The sequence below is a fragment of the Streptomyces sp. NPDC050439 genome (assembly GCF_040655335.1).
Classification (GTDB): Bacteria; Actinomycetota; Actinomycetes; order Streptomycetales; family Streptomycetaceae; genus Streptomyces.
In genome coordinates this window covers 217,612-240,493 of record NZ_JBFAJT010000001.1, presented here as the reverse complement: position 1 = coordinate 240,493, position 22,882 = coordinate 217,612, and the positions used below count along the sequence as shown (strand labels likewise).

General features: G+C 68.8%; 28 protein-coding genes and 1 pseudogene. 18 read left to right on the top strand and 11 right to left on the bottom strand.

Annotated features, from left to right (window positions below):
* Positions 1-8: 8 nt before the first annotated feature.
* The 7 genes from AB0I66_RS01185 (at position 9) to AB0I66_RS01155 (ending at position 5,712) form a co-directional block, all read left to right on the top strand.
* The gene (locus tag AB0I66_RS01185) at positions 9-1,199 is read left to right on the top strand and encodes a lipid-transfer protein (RefSeq protein WP_363205571.1); all 1,191 of its coding nucleotides are present in this window, start codon (positions 9-11) and stop codon (positions 1,197-1,199) included.
* Positions 1,196-1,654: a MaoC family dehydratase N-terminal domain-containing protein gene (locus tag AB0I66_RS01180; protein WP_363205570.1), complete on the top strand. Its 459-nt coding sequence runs from the start codon at positions 1,196-1,198 to the stop codon at positions 1,652-1,654. The genes AB0I66_RS01185 and AB0I66_RS01180 overlap by 4 nt, the downstream gene beginning before the upstream one ends.
* Positions 1,651-2,061, top strand: coding sequence for a MaoC/PaaZ C-terminal domain-containing protein (locus AB0I66_RS01175; protein WP_363205569.1), 411 nt, complete (start codon positions 1,651-1,653; stop codon positions 2,059-2,061). Before AB0I66_RS01180 ends, AB0I66_RS01175 begins: the two co-directional genes overlap by 4 nt.
* Positions 2,062-2,091: 30 nt before the next feature.
* Complete coding sequence (locus tag AB0I66_RS01170) at positions 2,092-2,919, top strand: SDR family oxidoreductase (protein ID WP_363205568.1); 828 nt, start codon at positions 2,092-2,094, stop codon at positions 2,917-2,919.
* 10 nt (positions 2,920-2,929) lie between these two features.
* Positions 2,930-4,102, top strand: coding sequence for an acyl-CoA dehydrogenase family protein (locus AB0I66_RS01165; protein ID WP_363205567.1), 1,173 nt, complete (start codon positions 2,930-2,932; stop codon positions 4,100-4,102).
* A gap of 170 nt (positions 4,103-4,272) precedes the next feature.
* Complete coding sequence (locus AB0I66_RS01160; RefSeq protein ID WP_363205566.1) at positions 4,273-5,214, top strand: endo-beta-N-acetylglucosaminidase H; 942 nt, start codon at positions 4,273-4,275, stop codon at positions 5,212-5,214.
* A gap of 261 nt (positions 5,215-5,475) precedes the next feature.
* Positions 5,476-5,712, top strand: a complete 237-nt coding sequence (locus AB0I66_RS01155; protein ID WP_363205565.1) for a hypothetical protein — start codon at positions 5,476-5,478, stop codon at positions 5,710-5,712.
* A 40-nt stretch (positions 5,713-5,752) separates the two neighbouring features.
* Here AB0I66_RS01155 and AB0I66_RS01150 read toward each other — a convergent pair whose 3' ends face one another.
* On the bottom strand, positions 5,753-7,222 hold the full coding sequence (locus tag AB0I66_RS01150) for an FG-GAP-like repeat-containing protein (protein ID WP_363205564.1): 1,470 nt from the start codon (positions 7,220-7,222) through the stop codon (positions 5,753-5,755).
* Positions 7,223-7,628: 406 nt separating this feature from the next.
* On the opposite strand from AB0I66_RS01150, the gene AB0I66_RS01145 reads away from it, so the two are divergent.
* The 5 genes from AB0I66_RS01145 (at position 7,629) to AB0I66_RS01125 (ending at position 11,381) form a co-directional block, all read left to right on the top strand.
* The gene (locus tag AB0I66_RS01145; RefSeq protein ID WP_363205563.1) at positions 7,629-8,531 is read left to right on the top strand and encodes an alpha/beta fold hydrolase; all 903 of its coding nucleotides are present in this window, start codon (positions 7,629-7,631) and stop codon (positions 8,529-8,531) included.
* A 53-nt stretch (positions 8,532-8,584) separates the two neighbouring features.
* Positions 8,585-9,028, top strand: coding sequence for a nuclear transport factor 2 family protein (locus AB0I66_RS01140; RefSeq protein ID WP_363205562.1), 444 nt, complete (start codon positions 8,585-8,587; stop codon positions 9,026-9,028).
* Between the two features lie 126 nt (positions 9,029-9,154).
* Positions 9,155-10,021 carry an MFS transporter gene (locus AB0I66_RS01135; protein WP_363205561.1) on the top strand — a complete coding sequence of 289 codons (867 nt, stop codon included), beginning with the start codon at positions 9,155-9,157 and terminating at the stop codon, positions 10,019-10,021.
* Positions 10,021-10,428: a hypothetical protein gene (locus tag AB0I66_RS01130; RefSeq protein ID WP_363205560.1), complete on the top strand. Its 408-nt coding sequence runs from the start codon at positions 10,021-10,023 to the stop codon at positions 10,426-10,428. Before AB0I66_RS01135 ends, AB0I66_RS01130 begins: the two co-directional genes overlap by 1 nt.
* A 17-nt stretch (positions 10,429-10,445) precedes the next feature.
* Positions 10,446-11,381 carry an NADP-dependent oxidoreductase gene (locus AB0I66_RS01125; protein WP_363205559.1) on the top strand — a complete coding sequence of 312 codons (936 nt, stop codon included), beginning with the start codon at positions 10,446-10,448 and terminating at the stop codon, positions 11,379-11,381.
* A 38-nt stretch (positions 11,382-11,419) separates the two neighbouring features.
* Here AB0I66_RS01125 and AB0I66_RS01120 read toward each other — a convergent pair whose 3' ends face one another.
* The 4 genes from AB0I66_RS01120 to AB0I66_RS01105 all read right to left on the bottom strand — a co-directional run bounded on the left by AB0I66_RS01120 (position 11,420) and on the right by AB0I66_RS01105 (position 14,757).
* Positions 11,420-12,304, bottom strand: coding sequence for a LysR family transcriptional regulator (locus AB0I66_RS01120; protein ID WP_363205558.1), 885 nt, complete (start codon positions 12,302-12,304; stop codon positions 11,420-11,422).
* Positions 12,305-12,437: 133 nt separating this feature from the next.
* Positions 12,438-13,229, bottom strand: a complete 792-nt coding sequence (locus AB0I66_RS01115; protein WP_363205557.1) for an ABC transporter permease — start codon at positions 13,227-13,229, stop codon at positions 12,438-12,440.
* Positions 13,226-14,191: an ATP-binding cassette domain-containing protein gene (locus AB0I66_RS01110; protein ID WP_363206638.1), complete on the bottom strand. Its 966-nt coding sequence runs from the start codon at positions 14,189-14,191 to the stop codon at positions 13,226-13,228. The genes AB0I66_RS01115 and AB0I66_RS01110 overlap by 4 nt, the downstream gene beginning before the upstream one ends.
* 176 nt (positions 14,192-14,367) lie before the next feature.
* The gene (locus AB0I66_RS01105; RefSeq protein ID WP_363205556.1) at positions 14,368-14,757 is read right to left on the bottom strand and encodes a VOC family protein; all 390 of its coding nucleotides are present in this window, start codon (positions 14,755-14,757) and stop codon (positions 14,368-14,370) included.
* Positions 14,758-14,883: 126 nt separating this feature from the next.
* Here AB0I66_RS01105 and AB0I66_RS01100 point away from each other — a divergent pair, with 126 nt between their 5' ends.
* Positions 14,884-15,783, top strand: coding sequence for a LysR family transcriptional regulator (locus tag AB0I66_RS01100; protein ID WP_363205555.1), 900 nt, complete (start codon positions 14,884-14,886; stop codon positions 15,781-15,783).
* Positions 15,784-15,814: 31 nt separating this feature from the next.
* On the opposite strand, the pseudogene AB0I66_RS01095 reads toward AB0I66_RS01100, so the two are convergent.
* A pseudogene (locus tag AB0I66_RS01095) lies at positions 15,815-15,979 on the bottom strand (TetR/AcrR family transcriptional regulator); the annotation flags it as partial.
* Positions 15,980-16,003: 24 nt separating this feature from the next.
* Positions 16,004-16,741, bottom strand: a complete 738-nt coding sequence (locus tag AB0I66_RS01090; RefSeq protein WP_363205554.1) for a D-Ala-D-Ala carboxypeptidase family metallohydrolase — start codon at positions 16,739-16,741, stop codon at positions 16,004-16,006.
* A gap of 281 nt (positions 16,742-17,022) precedes the next feature.
* Here AB0I66_RS01090 and AB0I66_RS01085 point away from each other — a divergent pair, with 281 nt between their 5' ends.
* Positions 17,023-17,250, top strand: coding sequence for a hypothetical protein (locus AB0I66_RS01085; RefSeq protein ID WP_363205553.1), 228 nt, complete (start codon positions 17,023-17,025; stop codon positions 17,248-17,250).
* A gap of 102 nt (positions 17,251-17,352) precedes the next feature.
* Here AB0I66_RS01085 and AB0I66_RS01080 read toward each other — a convergent pair whose 3' ends face one another.
* The gene (locus AB0I66_RS01080; RefSeq protein WP_363205552.1) at positions 17,353-18,528 is read right to left on the bottom strand and encodes an epoxide hydrolase family protein; all 1,176 of its coding nucleotides are present in this window, start codon (positions 18,526-18,528) and stop codon (positions 17,353-17,355) included.
* A 102-nt stretch (positions 18,529-18,630) separates the two neighbouring features.
* Here AB0I66_RS01080 and AB0I66_RS01075 point away from each other — a divergent pair, with 102 nt between their 5' ends.
* Entirely contained in the window at positions 18,631-19,206 is a 576-nt protein-coding gene (locus AB0I66_RS01075; protein ID WP_363205551.1) for a CGNR zinc finger domain-containing protein, read from the top strand.
* Between the two features lie 84 nt (positions 19,207-19,290).
* Here AB0I66_RS01075 and AB0I66_RS01070 read toward each other — a convergent pair whose 3' ends face one another.
* Positions 19,291-19,581, bottom strand: a complete 291-nt coding sequence (locus AB0I66_RS01070) for a hypothetical protein (RefSeq protein ID WP_363205550.1) — start codon at positions 19,579-19,581, stop codon at positions 19,291-19,293.
* A gap of 275 nt (positions 19,582-19,856) precedes the next feature.
* On the opposite strand from AB0I66_RS01070, the gene AB0I66_RS01065 reads away from it, so the two are divergent.
* On the top strand, positions 19,857-20,066 hold the full coding sequence (locus AB0I66_RS01065) for a DUF6243 family protein (protein WP_363205549.1): 210 nt from the start codon (positions 19,857-19,859) through the stop codon (positions 20,064-20,066).
* 106 nt (positions 20,067-20,172) lie between these two features.
* On the opposite strand, the gene AB0I66_RS01060 is transcribed toward AB0I66_RS01065, so the two are convergent.
* Both AB0I66_RS01060 and AB0I66_RS01055 read right to left on the bottom strand, forming a co-directional pair.
* Entirely contained in the window at positions 20,173-20,787 is a 615-nt protein-coding gene (locus AB0I66_RS01060; protein WP_363205548.1) for a GrpB family protein, read from the bottom strand.
* Positions 20,788-20,875: 88 nt separating this feature from the next.
* Positions 20,876-21,430 (bottom strand): DUF4240 domain-containing protein, encoded by a 555-nt coding sequence (locus AB0I66_RS01055; protein ID WP_363205547.1) that lies wholly within the window; start codon positions 21,428-21,430, stop codon positions 20,876-20,878.
* 103 nt (positions 21,431-21,533) lie between these two features.
* On the opposite strand from AB0I66_RS01055, the gene AB0I66_RS01050 reads away from it, so the two are divergent.
* A complete protein-coding gene (locus tag AB0I66_RS01050; RefSeq protein WP_363205546.1) occupies positions 21,534-22,001 on the top strand; it encodes an SAM-dependent methyltransferase in 468 nt (155 codons plus the stop codon).
* Positions 22,002-22,075: 74 nt separating this feature from the next.
* The gene (locus AB0I66_RS01045; RefSeq protein WP_363205545.1) at positions 22,076-22,879 is read left to right on the top strand and encodes an SDR family oxidoreductase; all 804 of its coding nucleotides are present in this window, start codon (positions 22,076-22,078) and stop codon (positions 22,877-22,879) included.
* Positions 22,880-22,882 lie beyond the last annotated feature (3 nt).

Here is a 22,882-nt window from a genome sequence, read left to right as displayed (position 1 = left end):
AACAGCACATGACTGCACCGGCACGTGTCACCGGCGTGGGGATGATCCCCTTCACCACGCCCAGCAAGAGCGAGACCTACGACGTCATGGCCGAGCGCGCCGCGCGGGCGGCCCTGGCCGACGCGGGAATCGGCTACCACCACATCCAACAGGCCTACGCCGGCTACGTGTACGGCGACTCGACCGCCGGCCAGCGGGCGCTCTACCGGGTCGCCGAGACCGGCGTACCCGTCATCAACGTCAACAACAACTGCGCCACCGGATCGACGGCTTTGTGGCTGGCCCGCCAGGCAGTCGAGAGCGGCGCCGCGGACTGTGTGCTCGCCGTCGGCTTCGAGCAGATGCGGCGCGGCGCCCTGACCACCGTATGGCCCGACCGCCCCGAACCCCTGGCCCGCTTCGAGGATGTGGCCACCGCCGTACAGGGCGCCAGTGACGCACCCTCGGCGGCGCGCCTGTTCGGTGGTGCCGGCGTCGCCTACGCCGAACGGCATGGCCTGGCACCCGACACGTTCGCCCGGATCGCGGTCAAGGCCCGGGCCCACGCCGCGCACAACCCCGACGCCGTCTTCCGCACCCCCGTCAGCGTCGAGGAAGTCCTGGCCTCCCCGTCCATCTACGGGCCGCTGACCCGCCTGCAGTGCTGCCCGCCGACCTGCGGAGCGGCGGCCGCTGTGATCACCAGTGAGAGCTTCGCCCGCGCCCATGGCCTGGACTCCTCGATCTCCATCGCTGCCCAGGCGATGACGACCGACACCCCGGACACGTTCGCCGAGCGGGACCTGATGAAGCTGGTCGGCTACGACATGACCAGGAAGGCGGCCGCGCAGGTCTATGAGCAGGCGGGCGTCGACCCGTACGACCTGACGGTCGTCGAACTCCATGACTGCTTCACCACCAACGAACTGATCACCTACGAGGCGCTGGGCCTGACCCCCGAAGGCACCGCGGAGAAGTTCATCGCCGACGGCGACAACACCTACGGCGGACGCGTCGTCACCAACCCCTCGGGCGGACTGCTCTCCAAGGGACATCCGCTGGGCGCCACCGGACTCGCCCAGTGCACCGAACTGGTCCGCCAACTGCGCGGCACCGCCGGCGCGCGCCAGGTCGAGGGAGCCCGCCTGGCCCTGCAGCACAACATCGGCCTCGGCGGCGCGGCCGTCGTCACCCTGTACGCGAAGGCGGACACCAAGTGAGCCTTCCCAGTACCGCGATCGGCACCGGACTGCCGCCGGTGACCATGACGGTCGAACGCGGCAGGCTGCAGCTCTTCGCGCAGGCCATCGGCGAGCGCGACCCCCTCTACACCGACCTCGCGGCAGCACGAAAGGCCGGTCACCCCGACCTGCCCGTCCCACTCACCTTCCTGTTCGGCATCGAACTGCAACAGCCCTACCCCTTCGCCTACTTGACCGACCTGGGCGTCGACATGAGGCGCGTCCTGCACGGCGAGCAGACGTTCACCTACCACTCCACCGCACACGCCGGGGACACGCTCACCGCCCGGCCGGTCATCGTCGACGTACGCAGCAAGAACGGTGGCGCACTGGACCTGCTCACCAAGGACACCACCGTGACCCGGGCCGACGGCAGCCGCGTCTGCGACCTGCGCACCCTCACCGTCGTACGAAACGAGGTGGCCGCCCGATGACGCCCATCACCGTCGGCACCGAGCTCCCGCCCCTCCACCTGCCGGAGATCTCCCGCACCACGCTGGCCCTCTTCGCGGGTGCGTCCGGCGACCACAACCCCCTCCACATCGACACCGATGCCGCCCACGAGGCCGGACTCGACGACGTCTTCGCCCACGGCATGCTCTCGATGGCCTACCTCGGCCGCCTCCTGACCGGCTGGGTCGAGCAGTCCGCCGTCCGCCGCTGCGCCGTCCGCTTCACCGCGATCACCCCCGTGCACGGCAAGCCCACCTGCCGCGGCCTGGTCACCGCCATCGACGACAGCAACGGAGAACGCGTGGCGACCGTCGCCGTCACCGTCACCCTCGCCGACGGCACCACCACCCTGCGCGGTGAGGCAGCCGTGGCGCTGCCGAGCGCCTAGCGCAACAACCCGCATCACGAGGAGACCACCATGGGAACACTCGAAGGAAAAACCGCCCTCATCTCCGGATCGGGCCGAGGCATCGGCCGCGAGATCGCCCTCCGGCTTGCCCGCGAAGGCGCGCGGATCGTGGTCAACGACCTGGACCCCGAACCGGCCAAGGACACCGTCGCCGCCATCGAGGCCGCGGGCGGCGCAGCGGTGGCCTGCGTGGGCAGCGTGACCGACGACGGATTCGGCGAACGCTTCGTCCAGACCGCCCTCGACCACTTCGACGGCCTCGACATCATCGTCAACAACGCCGGATACACCTGGGACAACGTCATCCAAAAGCTCACCGACGAGCAGTGGGACGCCGTCCTGGACGTCCACCTCAAGGCACCCTTCCGCATCCTGCGGGCCGCGCAGCCCGTCCTCAGTGCCACGGCCAAGAAGGAGGCGCGGACCGGCACCCCCCAATGCCGCAAGGTCGTCAACATCTCCTCCATCGCCGGACTGGGAGGCAACGCCGGGCAGGCCAACTACGCCGCCGCGAAGGCCGGTGTCACGGGCCTGACCCGCACCCTCGCCAAGGAGTGGGGACGCTACAACGTCACCGTCAACACCGTCGCCTTCGGCCTGATCAAGACCCGGCTCACGGAGGCGGCAGCCGACCAGGACGCCATGATCAGCGTCCAGGGAAACGCCATCAAGGTCGGCGTCAATCCCGAGCTCCTGTCCGCCATGGAGCGCACGATCCCGCTGGGCCGCTCCGGGACGCCCGCCGAGGCGGCCGGAGCCGTCTACCTGCTGTGCACCCCCGATTCCGACTACGTCAGCGGCCAGACTCTCGTCTGCGGCGGCGGCTTCTCGATGTGAGGAACACCCGATGAAACGCATCCTGTTCGACGCCGAGCACGAGGACTACCGCCGCAGCGTCCGGGCCTTCCTCAAGAAGGACGTGGTGCCGTACTACCCGGCGTGGGAGACCGACGGCATCGTGCCCCGCACGCTGTTCACCGGGCTCGGCTCGCTCGGCGCCCTCGGCATCTCCGTGCCGCAGGAGTACGGCGGCGCCGGCATCCGCGACTTCCGCTACAGCGTCGTCCTCCAAGAGGAGGCGTCCGCCGCCGCTGTCGCTCCCGCGCTCCTGGGGCCCGCCCTGCAGGCGGACATCTGCCTTCCCTACCTGCTCACCCTCACCACGGATGAGCAGAAGGACCGCTGGCTGCCCAAGATCGCTTCCGGCGAACTGATCACCGCGATCGCGATGACCGAACCCGGCACCGGTTCCGACCTCTCCGCCATTCGCACCAAGGCCGTTCGGGACGGCGACCACTACGTGCTCGACGGTGCGAAGACCTTCATCACCAACGGGATAAACGCCGACCTCGTCATCACCGCCGTACGCACCGGCCCCCACCCGCACCACGGGATCAGCCTGCTGATGGTGGAGCGTGACACCGAGGGCTTCCACCGGGCCGGCCGCCTGCACAAGGTCGGCATGCATGCCCAGGACACCGCCGAACTCGCCTTCACGGGCGCCCGCGTACCGGTGGCGAATCTGCTGGGCAGCGAGGGGGAGGGCTTCAAGGCGCTCACCCGCAACCTGGGCCAGGAGCGCCTCTCGATCGCCGTCGGAGCCCTGGCCCAGGCAGCGGCCGCCCTGGGCTGGACCGTGACCTACGTCCGGGAACGCCATGCCTTCGGGCAGGCACTCGCGGCACAGCAGACGGTCCGCCACCGCCTGGCCGAACTCGTCACGGCCACCGACGTCGCCCAGCAGTACCTGGACCGCTGCGTCATCGAATGCAACGAGGGAACGCTGACACCGCAGGACGCGGCCAAGGCCAAGTGGTGGTGCACGGAACTGCAGGGCCAGGTGCTCGACGCGTGCGTGCAACTGCACGGCGGCCACGGCTACATGATCGAGCAAGCCGTGGCCAGGGCGTGGGCGGACAGCCGCGCCACACGTATCTACGGCGGAGCCACCGAGATCATGAAGGAGATCATCGGACGCTCTCTCGTCGCGGAGCAGAGTTCCCAAGGGGCCGTTCGGTAGGCCGCAGGGGCGCCGTGAACGCTGGTTGTGGCGCGTCATGGGTGGGAGTCGTGAAGAGTTCGCTCACCGTTCTGGGGATTCGGTCACGGGAGCGAAAAGATCGGGGAGTTGACTCGGCGCTTCCGAACAAGTCGGGAGCGCCACCCCGTGCGATGGGAGACCGATCAACGATGTTCACTCTGGTACGGAGCAGAGTGCGGACCGCCGCGCTCGCTCTCTCGGCCGTCGCGGCTCTCGCCTTCGGCGCGACCGCCACAACCGGCGCGGCAGCGGCCCCCGCGCCCACCCCCGCTCCTGCTGCCGCCGCAGCGAAACAGGGGCCGACCTCGGTGGCGTATGTCGAGGTGAACAACAACAGCATGCTCAACGTCGGCAAGTACACGCTCGCCGAGGGCGGCGACAACGTCTTCGACGTGGCCGTGATCTTCGCGGCGAACATCAACTACGACACGAGCAAGAAGGCCGCGTACCTGCACTTCAACGAGAACGTGCAGCGAGTCCTCGACAACGCCGACACACAGATACGGCCGCTGCAGCAGAAGGGCATCAAGGTCGTCCTCTCGGTGCTCGGCAACCACCAGGGCGCCGGGTTCGCCAACTTCCCCTCCCAGCAGGCCGCTTCGGCGTTCGCCAAGCAGATGTCGGACACCGTGACCAAGTACGGCCTCGACGGCATCGACTTCGACGACGAGTACGCCGAGTACGGCAACAACGGCACCGGCCAGCCCAACGCCAGCTCGTTCGTCCATCTGGTGTCGGCCCTGCGCGCGAACATGCCCGACAAGATCATCAGCCTCTACAACATCGGCCCGGCCGCATCGCGCCTGTCCTACGGCGGCGTCGACATCTCCTCCAAGTTCGACTACGCCTGGAACCCGTACTACGGCACCTGGCAGGTCCCCGCCATCGCCCTGCCCAAGTCGAAACTGTCGCCGGCGGCCGTCGAGATCGGCCGTACCTCGCAGAGCACGGCCGCCGACCTCGCCCGCCGCACCGTCAGCGGGGGGTACGGCGTCTACCTGACGTACAACCTCGACGGCACCGACCGCAGCGCCGACGTCTCCGCCTTCACCAGGGAGCTGTACGGCAGTGACGCCGTCTACACGCCGTAAGGCGACCGCCCGCTCCGGCGCGCGGCGCTGCCCCGGAACCTGCCACCTCCCCTGAGGCTGCTCCGATCCGCCCAGGCCGCGCCCTCGACAACGATGTCGGGGGCGCGGTCGCTCCGCCTGGGCGGCGAGAGGCGGACGCGTAATTCAGGCACGCACGACGACCACGGTGGGGGATGATCGACCGCGGACAGCACATTGTCATGAGGGCAGCGGGTCTGCCTTCGGCTACCGACAGCGGCAATGAACAACTTTGGGGGAGTAATGACGACCTACTCGATCTCGGTCCGCCTGCAGCGCACGACAGTGGAGGAGGCCTACGTCTCCGTGCCGGTGACCGATGCCGTGATGCAACAGGAACCGGCCGAAAACGGGTCGTCACGCCTCGACAAGGAGAAGTTCGTCGCCGCTGCGATCGAACTCGGCGGTGAGGCCGAGTGGCTGCCGGAGCAGCAGCAGGTCGCCCTGCACCCGATTCAGCAGGCTCCCGGCGACGTTTAGCCGATCCGCAGCCACTGCCTCCGCGACAGCTGTTGCGTATTCAGTGGCTGCTCAGCGGCTTGCCGTAGTGGTGAGCCGTGGAGAGGTACGGGAGGGCGAGCGTGCGGGGGGAGAAGGCTGCCGAGCCGCTGGCCGCGCCCTTGGGGAAGAGCCATGCGGCACCCAGGGAGGCGTTCTCGCCCGGGGATCCGACCGTGACGTCCGGCGTACCGTCGGCGTTGTAGTCACCCGCGGCGACCGCCGCGCCGAAGGAGTCACCCGCTTCGGCGACGCCCGGGACACCGGAGGTGTCCTGGTTCCAGGTGACGGAACTGGCAGCGCCCTTGGCGTCGAGCAGGCCCTGCGCACCGCCGCGCAGCAGCCACGCGGCGCCCGCCCCCGCTCCGCTCCCGATGGCCTCACCGGGAGCGCCCGCGATCAGGTCCTCGCGGCCGTCGCGGTTGACGTCGGCGACAGCGAGGGAGGCACCGAAGCGGTCGCCGTCCTCGGCCACCCCCGGCACACCCGCGGTGTCCTGGTTGAGGGTCTGGGCACGGGTGCCGAAGGAGCCGCTGGCCGGGCTTCCGTAGTGCACGTGGATGCCGCCGCCCTTGGCGAGACCCTCGGGGCCGCACGGGTCGTCTATGTTCTCGTCGGCGATCTCACGGCATTCACCGAGCGCCAGATCCTCGTGACCGTCGCCGTCGAAGTCCCCGGCGGCAAGGGCGGACACACCGGCGTTGTCCGTGTTCCAGAAGTTGGACATCTCCGAGTTCTCGGCGTCCCACTTCCACAGCCGCACGTGGGACTGCGTGTTGGGGTCGCCCTTGGTCCAGTACGCCACGGCCAGGTCCGCCGTGCCGTCGCTGTCGAAGTCGCCGGTGGCCAGGACGGGCGCGCGGCCGCCCATGGGAGCGGCGACGACGGTGGTGACCATGCTGTCCTCGCCCACGATGACCCGGGCGACGACCTTGTCCGTGCCGCCGACCACGATCGCCTTGTTGTCGCCCCCGGTCAGGTTGGCCGCAGCGATCGACTTGCCGTAGGCGGCCGACGGCGACGGCCCGGTCAGGACGGTCGACCCCGGCCCCGGCCCGGTCGTCGAGCCGCCGACGACGCTGACCATGCCCGCGTCCGTGCCGCGGTCGGTGACGTCCTCGCCGGGGGCGCCGGCGAGCAGTTCGGCGATGCCGTCGCCGTTGAGGTCGGTCAGGGTCACGGAGGCCCCGAAGCGGTCGCCCGCCTCCGGGGAGCCGGGAACCTCGGGCGTGGCCTGGGTGATACGGATGCTTCCATGGGCGCCGACGCCCTTCGGGCCGCCCCAGACGACGTTCACGTACCCGGCCTTGGCCTGATCGGCCACGGTTCCGTCCGGGACACCGACGGCGAGGTCCGCGTAGCCATCACCGTTGAAGTCACTCGTGACGGTGCCGGGTGCGGCAGCGGCGGCACCGGGCGGGAACACGAGCCCGGCGGTGGCCGCAGCGGCGGCCGCGATGGCGTACGTCAGAAGGCGGCGGCTGTGTGGCACGGTGGCTCCCACTCGGTCGACGGGACATGGGTCTGTACTGGTGAGACCGTCGAAGGGCGGGGCTGGTTGTACGCAGTTCACCTGTGGTTTCCTCCAGATTCACGAGGGCGGCGTAGGCCCCGATGCCGCGCCCGCCACCGGACCGGACATGTGGCGGCACGGTTGCTGCCTTCCGGACCTTCGCCTGTCCGTCCTCGGACGGGCACCCGCCCAGAGGAGCCGCGCTGCGCGCTGCCGCTGGCCGCTTAGCGAGGCTCAACGCGCCTTTAGTCAATGGTCGTTGTTGGCCGGGTTGTCAGCTGCCAACGTGTGGAGGGCGGCGAGCCCGTAGCACCGTCCCTCTGAGTCCTCACGGCGGTCGATCGTCGACTCACCGAACCTTTCTCTGCTCCGAAGGAGCCCAGGCATGTCCCAATGTGAACGTGTGTCCTTCGCCGCTGATGCGGCGAAGCTCACAGGCAACCTCTTTCTGCCCGACCCTCCCGCGGAAGCCGACGGGGCCGCCCCGGTATCGGGTGTGCTGGTGGCCGGCACCTGGACGAGTGTCAAGGAGCAGATGGCCGACCGGTACGCAGAGGAGCTGGCCCGGCGCGGTTATGCGGCCCTGTCCTTTGATTTCACCGTATACGGCGACTCGCACGGTGAACCGCGCGACTTCGAGTCGCCGGAGCTGAAGGTCCGGGACCTTCGCGCGGCGGCCGATTTCCTGACCGGGCACCCGGCGGTGAGCGACGGGCAACTGGGCGTACTGGGCGTGTGCGCCGGAGCGATGTATGTGAGCGCCTTCGCCGCCGAGGACGCCAGGGTGAGGTCTCTCGCCCTGGTGGCGCCGTGGCTGCACGACCGGCGTATCTGCGAGGAGAACTACGGCGGCCCGCAGGGAGTGGAGGCCAAGAAGGCGGCGGCCGCCGAGGCCCGCCAGGAGTACGAGGAGACCGGAGAGGTCGCCTATGTGCCGGTGGTCAGCGGCAGTGACCCGGACGCGGCCATGCCGTTCGACATCGACTTCTACCTCAACCCCGAGCGCGGCGGGATTCCGCAGTGGTCCAACCGGTTCGCGGTCATGGCCTGGCCCGGCTGGCTGGACTTCGACGCGGTCGCGCTCGCACCGAAGGTGAGTGCTCCCGTGCTCCTCGTGCACAGCGAGAACGCCGCCATCCCGGACGGCGCGCGCCGATTTCACGAGGGTCTCGCCGGCCCCGGTGAGTTCCTCTGGACCGAGGGCACCCAATTCGACTTCTACGACCAGTCACCGCAGGTGAGCTTCTCCTCGGACGCGGTGGCCGAACACTTCGCCCGCACCTTGTGAGCGCTCCGCCTCACGTGACCCCACTCATCACCAGCATGGGAGGCACCTTCACCATGTCCGAAGCCAGGAACGAGGTCGTGGAGACCTGCACCCGCATGGCCGTGCACGCGGACCGCCGTGAATGGGAGCTCCTGCACGGCTTGTTCGCCGACAAGGTGCTCCTCGACTACACGAGCCTCAACGGCGGCGATCCGGTCCAGCTCACTCCTCAGCAGATCGTCGATGCCTGGTCGGCGACACTGAGCGGCTACGACACCACCCAGCATCTGATCGCCAACCATCTGGTCCGCATCGACGGGAACCACGCCGTCTGCACGGCCTCCTTCCAGGCCACCCACCGCCTGGCCACCCCGTACGGGGCTCCGCTGTGGACGCTGGGCGGCGACTACCGGTGGGAACTGACCCGGGCGGACACCCGCTGGCTGATCGACTCCGTGACGATGACCGCGACCTGGGGCGACGGCAACGAGGGCCTGCCTGCCCGTGCCGCGGGCTGACGCCACGTCCCGCCATGCCGGGCGGGGTGTGCCCCGCCCGGCGTTCGCCCACGTGCCCGCGTCACGGGCGTCGGCACCCCGGCCTCGCTCATGACACCTCACGCCCACCGCATCGGAGCGCGCCGTATGAGCCGTCCCCTCTCCCCGCCTTCCCGCACGTCCCGCACCGGGCGGGCCGCCCTGGCCGCGCTCGCTCTGGGAGCCTTCGTGATCGGGACCGCCGAACTCGTCGTGGTCGGTGTCCTCCATCTGATCGCCGACGATCTGCACGTCAGCGTCGGTTCCGCAGGTCTGCTGGTGACCGCGTACGCGCTCGGCATCGCGTTCGGCGGTCCACTCGCCACGGCCCTGACGATCCGCCGCGGACGCCGACAGGTCCTGGCAGGCACCCTGGTCGTCTTTCTCGCCGGAAACTTGCTGGCCCTGGTCTCGACCGCGTTCGGCCTGCTCATCGTGGCACGGACGCTGACCGGGACGGTGCACGGGTTGTTCATCGGGGTGGCATCCGCCGTCGCCGCCGGTCTCGTGCCTGCCGAACGGCGCGGCCAGGCCGTCTCCATGGTGTTCGGCGGCATCGCCGTCTCCACCGTTTTGGGTGTCCCCCTAGGGACACTCGTCGGCCAGGCATGGGGCTGGCGCGCTGCGTTCGCGGGCATCCTCGCGCTGGCGGTCGTCGCCCTGGTCGCCGTACTGCTGTGGGTGCCACCGGTGAGCGGAGGCGGGTCCGGCGGTCTTGCCGCACAGGCCCGTCACGCCTTCGCGCCCCGTGTGCTGGCGGTGCTGGGCACCGGGCTCCTGCTGATGGGCGGCCAGTTCACCGCCTTCACCTACCTTGCGCCGTACGTCGAGGACGTCACCCATGTTCCTGGTGCTGCGGTCAGCGCCTTTCTGTTGATCTTCGGAGTGGCCAGTGCGGCGGGACGTTCGCAGGGGGCCGCTTCGCCGACCGCGACGCGGGGGGAACGCTGGTCGTCGGCAACGCACTCTTGGTGATGGCCCTCCTGCTCCTTCAACTAGGCGGCACACAACCGCTGTTGGTGGCCGTCGCGCTGGCCGGCTGGGGCCTGGTGGGCTTCGGTCTCGTCCCGGCGCTGCAACTCCGCGTCATCACGCTCGCAGGCCCCGGCGGTGACCTCGGCGCGACCCTGGGCGCGTCGGCCGTCAACGCCGGAATCGCCATCGGCGCGGCGATCGGCGGATGGCAGTACTCCGCCCACGGGCTCGACGACGTACCGCTGGCCGCGCTGGGGCTCTGCGCCCTCGCTCTGCCGGCCGCCCTCGCCACCCGGCTTCTGCGCCCACCAGCCCTTGGATCGGCGCCGCACACCGTCGAGGCGGAGACGGCGCCGACCGCCGCCGACGGTGAGCCCGGCATGGACAGGACGGTGACCGCCCCGTGAATCGGCATCCCACCAGCATGTCCGCCATACGGATCGATGACTACGGATCTGCGGGCAGCCTGCGCCTCGACGCGCGGCCCCTTCCGGCCTTGGCCCCCGGAGAGGTTCTGGTGCGCGTGCACGCGGCGGGCGTGAACCCCATCGACTGGGAGACGCGGGCCGGCCGGGGGGTCGCTCTCACCAGATTTCCCGCAGTGCTCGGCTGGGACGTGTCCGGCATCGTGACTGCGGTCGGACCGGGCCCGGTGACGCTGCGGGTGGGCGACGAGGTCTTCGGCACGGTGCGCTTCCCGCACCTTGCGGGCGGTTACGCGCAGTTCGTCGCCGCCCCCGCCGACCACCTAGCGGTCAAGCCGCCCGAAGTGCCTCACCTTGTGGCGGCGGCCTCGGCGATGCCCGTGCTCACCGCCTTGCAGACACTGTTCGAGGACGCGGGACGCCCGCTCGCCGGGAGCAGGGTGCTGATCCACGGGGCCGCCGGCGGGGTGGGTCAGGCGGCGGTGCAGCTCGCCAAGCGAGAAGGCGCCACCGTGATCGCCACCGCCTCGACCCGCAACCACGCGTACCTCCTGGACCTGGGAGCCGATCAGGTCGTCGACTACGTCCACGACGACATCAGGCGCGCCGTACCGGCGGTGGACCTGGCCGTGGACCCCCGCGGCGGCGAGGAGTTCACCCGCCTGTTGTCGGTCGTGACGCCGGGCGGCACGCTGGTGACCCTCAAGGGGGAGCAGCCGGGACAGGCCGAGCAGGCGGCGGCGCACGGGGTGCGGGCCGGTTACACCTACGTACGCCCGGACGGACCCGCGCTGGCCGGAGCTGCCGAACTCCTCGCGTCCGGAGCAATGAGGACGGAGATCCAGCGGGTCCTGCCGCTGGAACAGGCGGGAGCCGCACACGAGCTCGGCGAACACGGGCGTTTGCGGGGACGCCTGGTCTTGGACACATCCTGACCGCAAGCCCGCCCCAGGGGCCGGGACTGATCGACGTGTCACGTGGCGCTGCCCTCGGTGATGGCCCGTACGAACGCCTTCAGCACGGCGGAGTCGGCGCCCCTCCGCCAAACCGGCGCGTAGTCGATCAGCGGTGCGTCGTGGAAGGGGACGTAGACGACGTCCGGCCGACCGTGATACGCCGCCGCCCGCGCGCTGACCGTGGTGCCGCCCTTGCCCGCACCGACCAGCGACAGCATCTCCTGCCAGGCAACGGCAGCCGGTCCTTGCGGGACGGGCCTACCTGCGGGTGTGCGGCGGGGGTAGAGGGCGTCCAGGAAGTTCTGGGGTGCTCCGGCGGGCGTGATCAGCGGCAGAAGGGCGAGGTCTTCCAGCGACATGGACTCCTGTGCTGCGAGGGGATGGGCGGCGGGCACGACATGCGCACGACGCTCGGAGAAGAGAACGTGGCCCGTGGCCAGGTCGGGACCGTGGACGGGGAGTTCGATGATCAGCAGGTCGAGGTTGTCGTCCCGCAACGCCGCGAAGGCGGCAGTGAAGGTGACTTCCTGGATCTCGACGGTGCACCGGGGGTGACGTGCGTGGAACGCCTCCCCGGCCTGGACGATGAGATCGCCGCACCAAGGGGCGGAGAAGCCCACGCGCAGTACGCCGCTCAGCCCCATGCAGGCCGCCGACGCGTCGCTGACGGCCCTTCGGATCTGCTGGTACGCGGGGAGCACATCGGCGTAGAGCTGACGGCCGACGGGGGTGAGCGCCACTTGTTGGCTGCTGCGCTCGAACAGCGCGCCGCCGATGCGACGTTCCAGTTTCTTGACCGTCTGGCTGACCCGGCCGGGCGAGACGAGCAGACGATCCGCGGTGCGCGCGAAGTGGAGCTCTTCGGCCAGGGTCAGAAACGTCTCCAGCTCATACCGCTCCACTGGGCCCCCACCTCCCCTGGCGAAGGGCCGACGCCTGTCGAGCGGTGAGTGCGGCGCGGTAAGGAATCCAAGGGTGGGGGGTCTGTCTGTCGCGTCTGCCGGAGGCGGCAGGTGGCGCGTGCCATCTGGGTGCTCACTTCGGGTCGCGGTTGAATTGGACCATCGACCAGCGGTAGCCGAGTACGGTCAGGCCGGCACACCAGGCGAGGGCGATCCAGCCATTGTTGCCGATCTCGGTGCCGAGCAGGAGACCGCGCAGGGTTTCGATGGCGGGGGTGAAGGGCTGGTATTCGGCGATGGGCTGGAACCAGCCGGGCATCGTGGCGGCCGGGATGAAGGCGCTGGAGATGAGCGGCAGGAGGATCAGCGGCTGGGCGCTGTTGGCGGCTGCCTCGGGGCTGGGGCTGGCGATGCCCATGCCGACTGCGATCCAGGTGAGGGCCACGGCGAACAGGGCGATCAGCCCGAAGGCGGCCAGCCACTCCAGGACGGTGGCGTCGGTGGAGCGGAAGCCGATGGCCACTGCGATGGCGCCGACCAGGATCACGCTGGCCAGGCATTGCAGCACGCTGCCGGCGACGTGCCCGATCATCATGGAGCCGCGGTAGATCCGCATGGTGCGGAAGCGGGCGATGAGGCCTTCGTTCATGTCCATGGAGACGTAGACGGCGGCGCCGATCACGGTGCCGCCGATGGTCATCATCAGGATGCCGGGGACGATGTAGGCGATGTAATCCGAGCGGTCGGCGCCGCCGCCTGCGATGCCGGTGCTCATCACGTCCCCGAAGATGTAGACGAAGAGCAGCAGCATCATGATCGGGGCGAGCAGCAGGTTCAGGGTCGTGGACGGGTAGCGCCAGGCGTGCAGGAGGTTGCGGCGCAGCATCGTGTTCGAGTCGCGGACGGCGAGGGCGAGGGCGCTCATCGGGCGTTCTCCTTGGGCTGGTTGGGCTGGCTGGGGATGGCGTCGGTGCTGGTGAGGGCGAAGAAGACGTCGTCGAGGTCGGGGGTGTGCACGGTCAGCTCGTCCGCCTCGACGCCGACGGAGTCCATCCAGTCCAGGAGGGAGCGCAGCTCGCGCTGGCTGCCGTCGCTGGGGAGCTGCAGCGACAAGGCCTCGTCGTCCGCGTGGGCTTCCCGAAGGGCGAGGGCGGCGGAACGGTAGGCGGCCGGGTCGGAGAACCGCAGCCGTACGTGGCCGCCGGGGATCAGTCGCTTGAGCTCTTCGGCGGTGCCTTCGGCGGCGATCTTGCCGTTGTTCAGCACGGCGATGCGGTCGGCGAGTTCGTCGGCCTCTTCGAGGTACTGCGTCGTGAGGAAGACAGTCACGCCACCGGAGACGAGCTCGCGGATGATCTGCCACATGTTGTGGCGGGAGCGCGGGTCGAGTCCGGTGGTGGGCTCGTCGAGGAAGATGATGCGCGGGTCGCCGACCAGGGTCATGGCGATGTCCAGGCGGCGCTTCATACCTCCGGAGTAGGTGGAGGCGGGCTTCTTCGACGCGTCCACCAGGTCGAAGCGCTCGAGGAGTTCGGCGGTAGCTCGCCCTCGCTCGCGCTTGGAGAGGTGGTGCAGGTCGGCCATGAGGAGCATGTTCTCCTCGCCGGTGATCAGGCCGTCGACCGCGGAGAACTGCCCCGTCACGCCGATCGTGGCACGTACGGCCTGCGGATCGGCGGCGACATCGTGACCGGCGACCAGGACCTGACCGTCGTCGGCGCTGATGAGGGTGGAGAGGATCTTGACGGCGGTGGTCTTGCCGGCGCCGTTCGGCCCGAGCAGCGCGAACACGGACCCTTCCGGGACGGCCAGATCGATGCCGTCGAGGACGGTCTTGTCGCCGTAGGCCTTGTGCAGACCGGAGGCGAAGATGGCGGCGGTCGGCAGGTGTGCACCACCCTGTCGAAACGCAGAGTTGTTCGTGCTGCTGGCGGTGTTGGCGGTTGTGGGCATGACAGATGAAGACATGAGGCCCTCCCGTTCGAAAACTGTAGGTGCAGTGGATGAGGTGTGTTGGTGACTGAGGCGCAGCGAGCAACGCCCGCATGCGAGTTGAGGTGCCGTCAGGCGCCGGCGGGTGGCACCCACTCCACGAGCTGGATCACCACGCCGTTGGGGTCGGTGAGCTGCATGACCCACTCACCCCAAGGCTCTTGGCGCAGCGGTGTCGTGATCCGAGCCCCCTCCCGCCACAGGCGCTCGTGCTCGGAGGCGAGATCGGTGACCGTGAAGGACACCTGAGGTTCGGTCTGCGGGGCCGACTCCCGCTCCCGCTCGTGCGGTGCGGGCTTGCTCTCAAGGACGACGAGATCGGTGGCTGCGTCGTCGCGGGTGAGGTGAATGGCGCTCTCGGCCACCAGCACCTCGCGAAACCCCAGATGGTCGGTGAAGAACCGGCCCGAGGCCGCAGGGTCGCCGACGGTCAGCAGCACCGCCGACGCGATGATGTTCATGTACTGAGCTCCTTCCGCGCAGCCGTCCGTTCTCACGGACAAGCATCGGCAACGCGGGAGGGTGGATCAACGCCGTATCCTGCAACGGCACTTAACACAGTGGTTCATGATGCGGGGGCGTGGAGCGTGGAGCTGCGGGAGATAGAGATCTTCCTGGCCTTGGCGGAGGAACTGCACTTCGGCCGCACGGCGGACCGATTGCACGTCACCCCGGCCCGCGTCAGCCAGGCCATCAAGAAACAGGAACGCGTCATCGGCGCCGAACTGTTCAAGCGCACCAGCCGCAACGTGCAACTGACGCCCATCGGCGCGCAGCTCAGGGACGGCCTCGCCGTCGGCTATCAGCACATCCAGGAGGCGCTGGCCGCCGCGACCGCCGCCGGGCGGGGGATCGCCGGAGAGCTCCACATCGGTTACGCCACCCCATGGTGCGGCAACCTCATCGTGACGGCCGCCGACACCTTCCGCGCCCGCCACCCTGACTGCCGGATCCACATCTACGATTCCCCGCTGCTGGACCCGCTCGGCCCGATGCGCGACGGCAGCCGCGACCTGCAGCTCATCGAACTGCCGATCAGCGAGCCCGACATCGTCAATGGCCCCGTCCTCTTCAGGGAGCCCCGGGCACTGATCGTCCCCGCGGACCACCCCTTCGCCGAGCGAGAGACGGTCTCCCTGGAGGACCTTGCCGAGGTCCCTCTGATCACGGTCACCAATCAACCCCAGTATTTCCTCGACCTCCACTACCCCCACTACACCCCGCAGGGCCGGCCCATTCCCCGCGGCCCGTCGACCACCGCCTGGCAGGAAGTGCTCACCATGGTCGGCGCGGGCAAGGGAGTTTCCCCCACCAGCGCACGCGCGGCGCACTACTACTCCCGCCCGGACATTGCCTACGTGCCCTTCCGCGACGCCCCGCCGGTGGAGTACGGCTTCCTGTGGCCGGCCGCGGCGAACACCCCGGGCTTGCGCGCCTTCGTCCAGACCGTCCTTGAGACGGCAGCCCTGGAAGCAGCCACGGCCTGACGGCACTTGGCCTGGCGCCCACCAGACCTGCGCTCGCCTGTGCCTCGAACTGCGCGGCCCGGCCGAGCACCAGGTCGGTGCGGAACGCGTCGAAATCGGTGAAGTGCCGGTGCAGGACGCCATTGGCGTAGCCCGCCTCGCCGGTGACGGCCCGGCTGGTCAGCCCGTTCGGCTTGACCGGCAGGCGCACCCGTATAGATCGGGTGCGCCCACCGGCTCGTCAGATGCCGCAGCTTGACGCCGACCAGAAGCGGCTGGGGCGGTGATCGAGGTGGGTGTGGTCGCCGTGGCCCGGGTAGCCGGGGCCGAGTATGCCGTTGAAGCCGTGGTTGCGGGCTTGCTGGGCGAGTCGGCACAGCGTGTGCGGGCCCGAGCCGAGGTCGGCCGCATCGCCGTACAAGTGGCGGCTGCCGGCTGCTCCGCCGACCGCGTCATTGCAGGCATGCGAGCGGAAGCCGCTGGTCACGCGGATGGGCTGGTCGCCCAGCGCGTGCCGCAATGCCTCAAGTTTCCACATGGTGCGCAACGCGTTCGACTTCGCGGTGCTTGCGCTCACCGCTCCGCCCGCCCAGGTGGAGTTGCAGGTGTTGAGTTCGGCGTAGGTGAAGTGGATCGGTGTGCAGTCGTTGTCCTGGAGGGCGTAGATCTTGTTGAACGTCGCCGGACCGGCGACCCCGTCCGCGGCCAGCCCGTAAGCCGACTGGAAGCGTTTGACCGCGGCGGTCGTCGCCGGTCCGTAGGCGCCGTCGATGGCGAGCACGCCGCCGTTGCCGGCGTGACCCGCGACCCGGATCTGCAGCTGCGTCACGTCGGCACCCGAGGCGCCTTGGGACAAGGTGCGCGACCACGTGTAGCAGCCGTCGGCCTGAGCAGTTCCGGTGGCAGCGACAACACCGCCCAGGGTGGCGGCAATGAGCATGACAAGAGAGAGGATGAGTCGTGTGGTGCGTCTGGGCATCAGAGCACTCCATGGGGGGACAGAGGAAGGAAGGTACGCACGTGCCTTCCGAGCGTGGCGGGATGGACGGCGCACGTCAACGGGACGTCAACGTCCGTCATTTGTCGGCCCATTGGCGGTGCCGACGTATCCGCCGCTCCGTGGGTGGGGGAGAGGTGGTCGGGGCGCGGCCCCTGTATGACTCACGCGTGGCTCATGGGCGATTTACGCGGGGTTTCGGGGGCATCCGGCAACGTATGACGACTCATGACGAGCATCGTGGATCGCCTGACATGGGCGAAATGGAACGTGGTACCTCCCAGCGACTTGCGGCGCGCAACCAGATGTGGACGCTCGCTTGGACCGCTTTGTGCGTCCTGCTCTCCATCTGGTCGATCGCCTGGGCCGTCGGCGCGTCCCGGGGCAGCACCAACGCATGGGCCTACTGTTTCGCCGGTCTGGTGCTGCTGGCCTGCGCACTGTGGGCCCGCCGCTCGTCCATCCGCAACAGTCCGCCTCGCCATCTGTGAGCGGGAGGCCTCTCTGAGCCCTGCGGAAGTACAGGGGTGGGGCCTCGGGGGTGACGATCGGATGCCGTCACTCTGCCCCGCGTTCACCGACCCGCGGCGCGCTCACTGACCCGCGGCCAGCACTGCCGCGAGGCCCTCTCGCAGATCCTTGACGAAGAACTCGGGGACCTCCAGCGACGGGAAGTGCCCCCCGGTTTCGGGCGACCTCCACCGGACGATCTGCCGGAACCGCTCCTGCGCCCAGGGGCGCGGGCACTTCTCGATGTCGCGGGGATACACGCTGATGGCTGACGGGACCTCGACCCGAAGTTCGGGGTCGAGCGAGTCGTGGCTTTCGTAGTAGATACGGGCCGCTGACGCTCCGGTCCGGGTCAGCCAATACAGGGTGACGTCGTCGAGGAGGCGGTCCATGGAGATCGTCTCGAACGGGCTGTCCTCGGTGTCCGTCCACTCGGCGAACTTGTCGAGGATCCAGGCGAGGAGCCCGACCGGTGAGTCGACGAGCGCATAGCCGATGGTCTGCGGCCGGGCCGCCTGCTGCTTCGCGTACGCCGCGCGGGGGCCGCCCCAGAAATCCCGGGTCTCCTCGGTCCATGTGCGTTCGGCCGCCGTCAGCGTGTCCGTCGGCAACCCGGGCGGTGCCTGCGGGGTCGTGGTGTGGATGCCGAGAACATGTGCCGGGAACCTGCCGCCGAGCACCGTGGTGATCACACCTCCCCAGTCGCCTCCGTGGGCCAGGAACTTGCGGTAGCCGAGCCTTCCCATCAGTTCCACCCATGCGGCCGCGATCTTTTCGATGCCCCACCCGGTGGTGGCCGGCTTGTCGCTGTAGCCAAAGCCCGGCAGCGACGGGACCACGACGTGGAATGCCGGCGCGTCCGCATCCTTCGGGTCTGCCAGCTCGTCCACTACGTCGATGAACTCGGCAATGCTGCCCGGCCATCCGTGGGTGATCACCAAAGGGGTGGCATCTGGGCGCGTGGACCGGCGGTGCAGGAAGTGGATTCCCACCTCGTCGATGGTCGTGCGGAACTGGCCGATCTGGTTGAGGCGGGCTTCGAACGATCGCCAGTCGTACCCGGTGCGCCAGTAGTTCACGACGTCGACGAGATCGGCGAGGGGAACGCCCTGCGCCCATCGGCGAGGGCCGGGCCCGGCGCGATGGACCGTCTCGGTCTCCGGCAGCCGCGCCGCATCTAGTCGCGCACGCAGATCGTCGAGGTCAGCGTCAGTCGCATGAGCTTTGAACGCCTGCACATCGCTGGTCGGACGGTTCATGAGACCTCCTGGGCGTGGCGGATCCGGCGACATCTGAAGTGAACCGGCTTAGACGGTTCTAGCAGTCCGTAAGGTTTGGGCGCAACCTGCTAAGGTGGTTCCATGCGCGTCGAGTTCCCTGACTTCCGCCTCGGTAGGGTCCTGGCGACCAGCTTCACCGCGACTTTGACGGAGCGCCGCGGCGACCCCGTGGAGCGGATTCCCGCGCCGCACCGACTCGTCGACTGGCTGGCAGTGAGCGGGCTGGCCGTGAACTCCTGCACCACTGCCCAGCTCGAACTCGCCCGGAAATTGCGGGAGTCGATTCACGCCGCCGCAACGGCGGCCGCGCTCCAGGACCCTCTGCCTGCATCTGCTGTCCAAGTCATCAACGACTGCAGCGCACTAGGGCGGGCCGCGGCCATCTTGACGCCCGAGGGCAAGCGGCGGTGGCAGCTCAGCTCGGCTTCTCGCGTCGAAGATGCCCTCAGCGTGATCGCCGCCGACGCGGTCAGCATCCTCGCGGGCGAACGAGACGGAAAGCTGGCCCTGTGCGCGTCACCGACCTGCCAGGCCGCCTTCTTCGACACCAGTCAGAGCCGCACCCGCAGATGGTGTGACATGAACACGTGCGGGAATCGCCAGAAGAAGGCGCGCTTCAACGCCAAGGAGCGGAAGAACTCCAAACCGGCGGAGTGATCGTTTACTCCGCGCTGGCAGGGGGGTGCATTCCCTCCGCTGCTCCAGGGCGGCCGCCTGCTCCCGCTGACACTGGACGCAGCACTAGACGCCCGCGTCGTCGATCAACCCAAAGCCCTCCGGGAACGCTGCCAGGAACTCGCGGCGGGCCGGGTCGGTCTCGGCAACTGTCATTTCGCCGACCAGGTCGATCAGCTCTCGGCGCTGATCATCGGGCAGCGTGCTGACCACGTGGGCGACGCCCTCAAGCACCTTGACCGCGTCATCCGGATCCACCTGCTCGTCTTCGCTGCCGTCGATGAACCGCAGGACGTCGATCAAGGCCTCGGCCAAGGCGCGGGTCAGGGACGGGTACGAAGGGTACGAAGACGTCACTACGGTCTCCTGGCAGATCGGCGGCGGAGTCCGGCCACCCCATCACACCCGGGGGACGGCCGGCCGCAGACGCTCACCGAAGGCCCGGTTGACGCCGGTCGGCGCAAAAATTGGTGTGCGGGGCCGCCGGAACCGGGTAACGTCTAGGTCATGTTCTTCCAGACGCCGATTTACGAGTGAGAGCGTGATGGGCCCCTGCTGACGTCCTCCGATGTCGCCGCGCCCGTCCCCCACCGATGAATCCGTAGATCACTTCACATCACCCGGGAGAACCCGTGAGCAAGAACATCAACAACCCCGTGGGCATGGGCGGCGGCAAGCGCAAGAAGCTGTCCCGCGCCGAGCGGCAGAACAACGGCCCGCACCGCAACCTCGACCGCAAGGGTGCCGCCGACCAGAAGGCGGAGCTCGTGCGCAAGATGCGCGAGAAGACTCAGGCCGCCGAGGGCGCCGGGCAGACGGACGACGACACCGCACAGAGCTGACGCACCGCCGCCGCTGGGCGGCACAGCATAGGGCAGGGCCCGGACCACGACGCGTGGTCCGGGCCCTGCCCGTCTGCGCAGCGCAATGCTCCGCGCGGAGTGGAGCTCATGTGCCGGCATCTTCGGAGTCGGCGGTAGCCCGTTCCATGATGTCTGCGACCACCTCGGACTTGGCGTCCGCGTAGTTCTGCACGTACTCCCACTCCTGCTGGGACAGGAAGCGCTTGGTGTCGGCGTACAGCTTGCGGTCGCCGCTGTGCTTGCGCAGTCGATCACGGAAGAGCAGCATGCGGTCGACCTCAGGGCAGCCCGCCGACAGGACGTGCAGGTTGGCCGTGGCGGCACTCGGGTCAAGGTCGTACTTGCGCAAGAGCCGGTGCTCGTACCAATCGGGCTCGCGTATGACGAGCTCGAAACCGAGAACCTCCAGTGCAGGCACATATGAGGCGTCGGCGCCGGAATCCGGGACGATCAGAAGCATGTCGATGACCGGCTTGGCGGGAAGACCCGGCACGGAAGTGGAGCCGACATGCTCGATCCGGTGCTCAAGCCGGCTGAGGCGTTCACGTATCCGCGCGGCTTCCCATTCGAAGACCTCAGGCCAGCGCGGATCGTGGTCTCGCAGGGTGACCTGGCCGTTGAGCTTGGGCGGGGCGACGAGGTGGACTGCTTCGATCTCCTCGGCGGACATGGAGATACGCGGGTTCTGCTGCTCGGACATGGGGGCTCCTGTCTTGGTAGAGCTGAGCTGCGGCGAACCGATCGCCGGATAGATCGTTGTCCTTCGCACGGATGATCATTGCCGGTGGTCAGTACGCGTACAGCGTGGCCAAGCGGGGCAGTCGGCGGGCGAGTTCGTCGCTGTCGTCGAAGTCGAAGTCCCAGGCCGGATCGAGGACGGGGTAGCGCGTCGTGGATACGGTGTCGGGAATTTCTTGCTCCGTGGCGGCCAGATGCGCTTGCCAGCCGATGCCGAGGGCGTCCTCGCACTCAAGCTCGTAGCCCTCGGGTGCGGCGTCGCGGACGGTGGGGTTGTCGGCCAGCGTGTCGGGATCGGCCACAACCTGCTCGAATACTGTGCGGCCCTGCATGATCAGCCAGCCGCGGAAGTAGTCGAAGCCGTCGTCGGAACATCCGCCGTTGATCATGTAGGCGGCGGCCCAGAGTGGGGCCCGGTAGGAGTCGGCGAGGAGTTGGGCCACGGCACGGTAGGCGTCAACGATCGCGTGCGGAGGGCGGGTTGCCAGCAGGGTGGTGGCCTCTTGGGCGATGGCGTCGGCATCTTCCGGGTCGGGTACTTGCTGGCGTGCTTGGTCGATCAGGTTCCAGAACTGCCGCATTTCCATGGTGGCAGAGCTTGCCATGGGGCTCAGACATCTCGCCGTGGCTCAGAGGATCGCGAGCCTCCGCAAGTAGTGATGGGTACTCGATCTGGGCACAGCTTTGGCGAAGCGGTAGAAACGTGCCATGCCACGCTTCGAGATCACACCGATAGGTACGGTCCGGAACGACCGTATGGACATCCAGCACACGGACAACTGGGGCGCCGTCCGCAGCACGATCACCGTCGACGAACGCTTCGGCGAGGCTTGTCTCCAGGGCCTGGAAGGTTTCTCCCACGTAGAGGTCCTCTTCGTCTTCGACCAGTTCCCGGAACGCGACGACTACCGCGAGCCGCGCCCCTACCGCGGTCGCTCCGACCTTCCGCCCGTAGGTGTCTTCGCCGGCCGCGGCCCCCGCCGACCCAACCGCATCGGGATGACGTGCTGCGTCATCGAGTCGGTAAAGGGACGCGAACTTAAGGTGGTTGGGCTCGACGCGGTCTCCGGCACCCCGGTCATCGATCTGAAGCCGACGATGGTGGAGTTCCGCCCGGTGGACATCAAGCAGCCGGAATGGGTGAGCCAGTTGATGTCGGAGTACTTCCAGCCGTGAACGATGAACGATGAACGATGAGGTCGCAAGAAAACGATTGACGCTGCGGTGCCGTTCGTGAAGCATTCGGGACCGTGACGACGAACATCGATCATGACCACCCCACCCACGGACAGGACGCCCCGGCGGACCGCCCGCTCGCCCTGATCACCGGGGTGGGCCGCACCGTCGGTATCGGTGCGGGCATCGCCCGTCGGCTGGCCGCGTCGGGCTGGGACATCGCCTTCACCTACTGGAGTCCGTACGACGCCCGCATGAGCTGGGGCAGCGAGCCAGGAGCGACCGAGGCGATCAGGCGCACTCTGGCCGAGCACGGAGCGTCCACCACCGCGATCGAGGCGGATCTGGCCGACCCGGATACCCCGGCACGCGTTTTCGACGAGGTCGAGCAGCGGATGGGCAAGGTCACCGCGCTGGTGATGAGCCACTGCGAGTCGGTCGACTCCGGGCTGCTCGACACCAGCGTCGAGAGTTTCGACCGCCACTTCGCCGTCAACGCACGCGCCCCTTGGCTGCTCATCCGCGAGTTCGGGCGCCGCTTCGCCGCCGAGCGGGGAACCGGCCGGATCATCAGCCTCACCAGTGATCACACCGTCGGCAACCTGCCCTACGGGGCGAGCAAGGGCGCCCTGGACCGCATCACGCTGGCCGCCGCCCACGAACTCGCCCACCTCGGCGTGACAGCCAACGCCATCAACCCAGGGCCGATCGACACCGGTTGGATGCCCGAGGACGTACGGGAGGACTGCGTGCGCAGCGCCCCGCTCGGCCGCTTGGGCACCCCGCAGGACACCGCGCACCTGGTGGACTTCCTGTGCTCCCGGGAAGGCGAATGGATCAACGGCCAGCTGCTGATGAGCAACGGCGGCCTTGCGTAGCAG

What these genes read in the sequence shown, in the direction of transcription:
- AB0I66_RS01185 (WP_363205571.1), top strand. Translation starts at nt 9, where the DNA reads ATGACTGCACCGGCACGTGTCACCGGCGTGGGGATGATCCCCTTCACC.
- AB0I66_RS01175 (WP_363205569.1), top strand. Translation starts at nt 1,651, where the DNA reads ATGACGCCCATCACCGTCGGCACCGAGCTCCCGCCCCTCCACCTGCCG.
- AB0I66_RS01170 (WP_363205568.1), top strand. Translation starts at nt 2,092, where the DNA reads ATGGGAACACTCGAAGGAAAAACCGCCCTCATCTCCGGATCGGGCCGA.
- AB0I66_RS01165 (WP_363205567.1), top strand. Translation starts at nt 2,930, where the DNA reads ATGAAACGCATCCTGTTCGACGCCGAGCACGAGGACTACCGCCGCAGC.
- AB0I66_RS01160 (WP_363205566.1), top strand. Translation starts at nt 4,273, where the DNA reads ATGTTCACTCTGGTACGGAGCAGAGTGCGGACCGCCGCGCTCGCTCTC.
- AB0I66_RS01155 (WP_363205565.1), top strand. Translation starts at nt 5,476, where the DNA reads ATGACGACCTACTCGATCTCGGTCCGCCTGCAGCGCACGACAGTGGAG.
- AB0I66_RS01145 (WP_363205563.1), top strand. Translation starts at nt 7,629, where the DNA reads ATGTCCCAATGTGAACGTGTGTCCTTCGCCGCTGATGCGGCGAAGCTC.
- AB0I66_RS01140 (WP_363205562.1), top strand. Translation starts at nt 8,585, where the DNA reads ATGTCCGAAGCCAGGAACGAGGTCGTGGAGACCTGCACCCGCATGGCC.
- AB0I66_RS01135 (WP_363205561.1), top strand. Translation starts at nt 9,155, where the DNA reads ATGAGCCGTCCCCTCTCCCCGCCTTCCCGCACGTCCCGCACCGGGCGG.
- AB0I66_RS01130 (WP_363205560.1), top strand. Translation starts at nt 10,021, where the DNA reads ATGGCCCTCCTGCTCCTTCAACTAGGCGGCACACAACCGCTGTTGGTG.
- AB0I66_RS01125 (WP_363205559.1), top strand. Translation starts at nt 10,446, where the DNA reads ATGTCCGCCATACGGATCGATGACTACGGATCTGCGGGCAGCCTGCGC.
- AB0I66_RS01115 (WP_363205557.1), bottom strand. Translation starts at nt 13,229, where the DNA reads ATGAGCGCCCTCGCCCTCGCCGTCCGCGACTCGAACACGATGCTGCGC.
- AB0I66_RS01105 (WP_363205556.1), bottom strand. Translation starts at nt 14,757, where the DNA reads ATGAACATCATCGCGTCGGCGGTGCTGCTGACCGTCGGCGACCCTGCG.
- AB0I66_RS01090 (WP_363205554.1), bottom strand. Translation starts at nt 16,741, where the DNA reads ATGCCCAGACGCACCACACGACTCATCCTCTCTCTTGTCATGCTCATT.
- AB0I66_RS01085 (WP_363205553.1), top strand. Translation starts at nt 17,023, where the DNA reads ATGGAACGTGGTACCTCCCAGCGACTTGCGGCGCGCAACCAGATGTGG.
- AB0I66_RS01080 (WP_363205552.1), bottom strand. Translation starts at nt 18,528, where the DNA reads ATGAACCGTCCGACCAGCGATGTGCAGGCGTTCAAAGCTCATGCGACT.
- AB0I66_RS01075 (WP_363205551.1), top strand. Translation starts at nt 18,631, where the DNA reads ATGCGCGTCGAGTTCCCTGACTTCCGCCTCGGTAGGGTCCTGGCGACC.
- AB0I66_RS01060 (WP_363205548.1), bottom strand. Translation starts at nt 20,787, where the DNA reads ATGTCCGAGCAGCAGAACCCGCGTATCTCCATGTCCGCCGAGGAGATC.
- AB0I66_RS01055 (WP_363205547.1), bottom strand. Translation starts at nt 21,430, where the DNA reads ATGGCAAGCTCTGCCACCATGGAAATGCGGCAGTTCTGGAACCTGATC.
- AB0I66_RS01050 (WP_363205546.1), top strand. Translation starts at nt 21,534, where the DNA reads ATGCCACGCTTCGAGATCACACCGATAGGTACGGTCCGGAACGACCGT.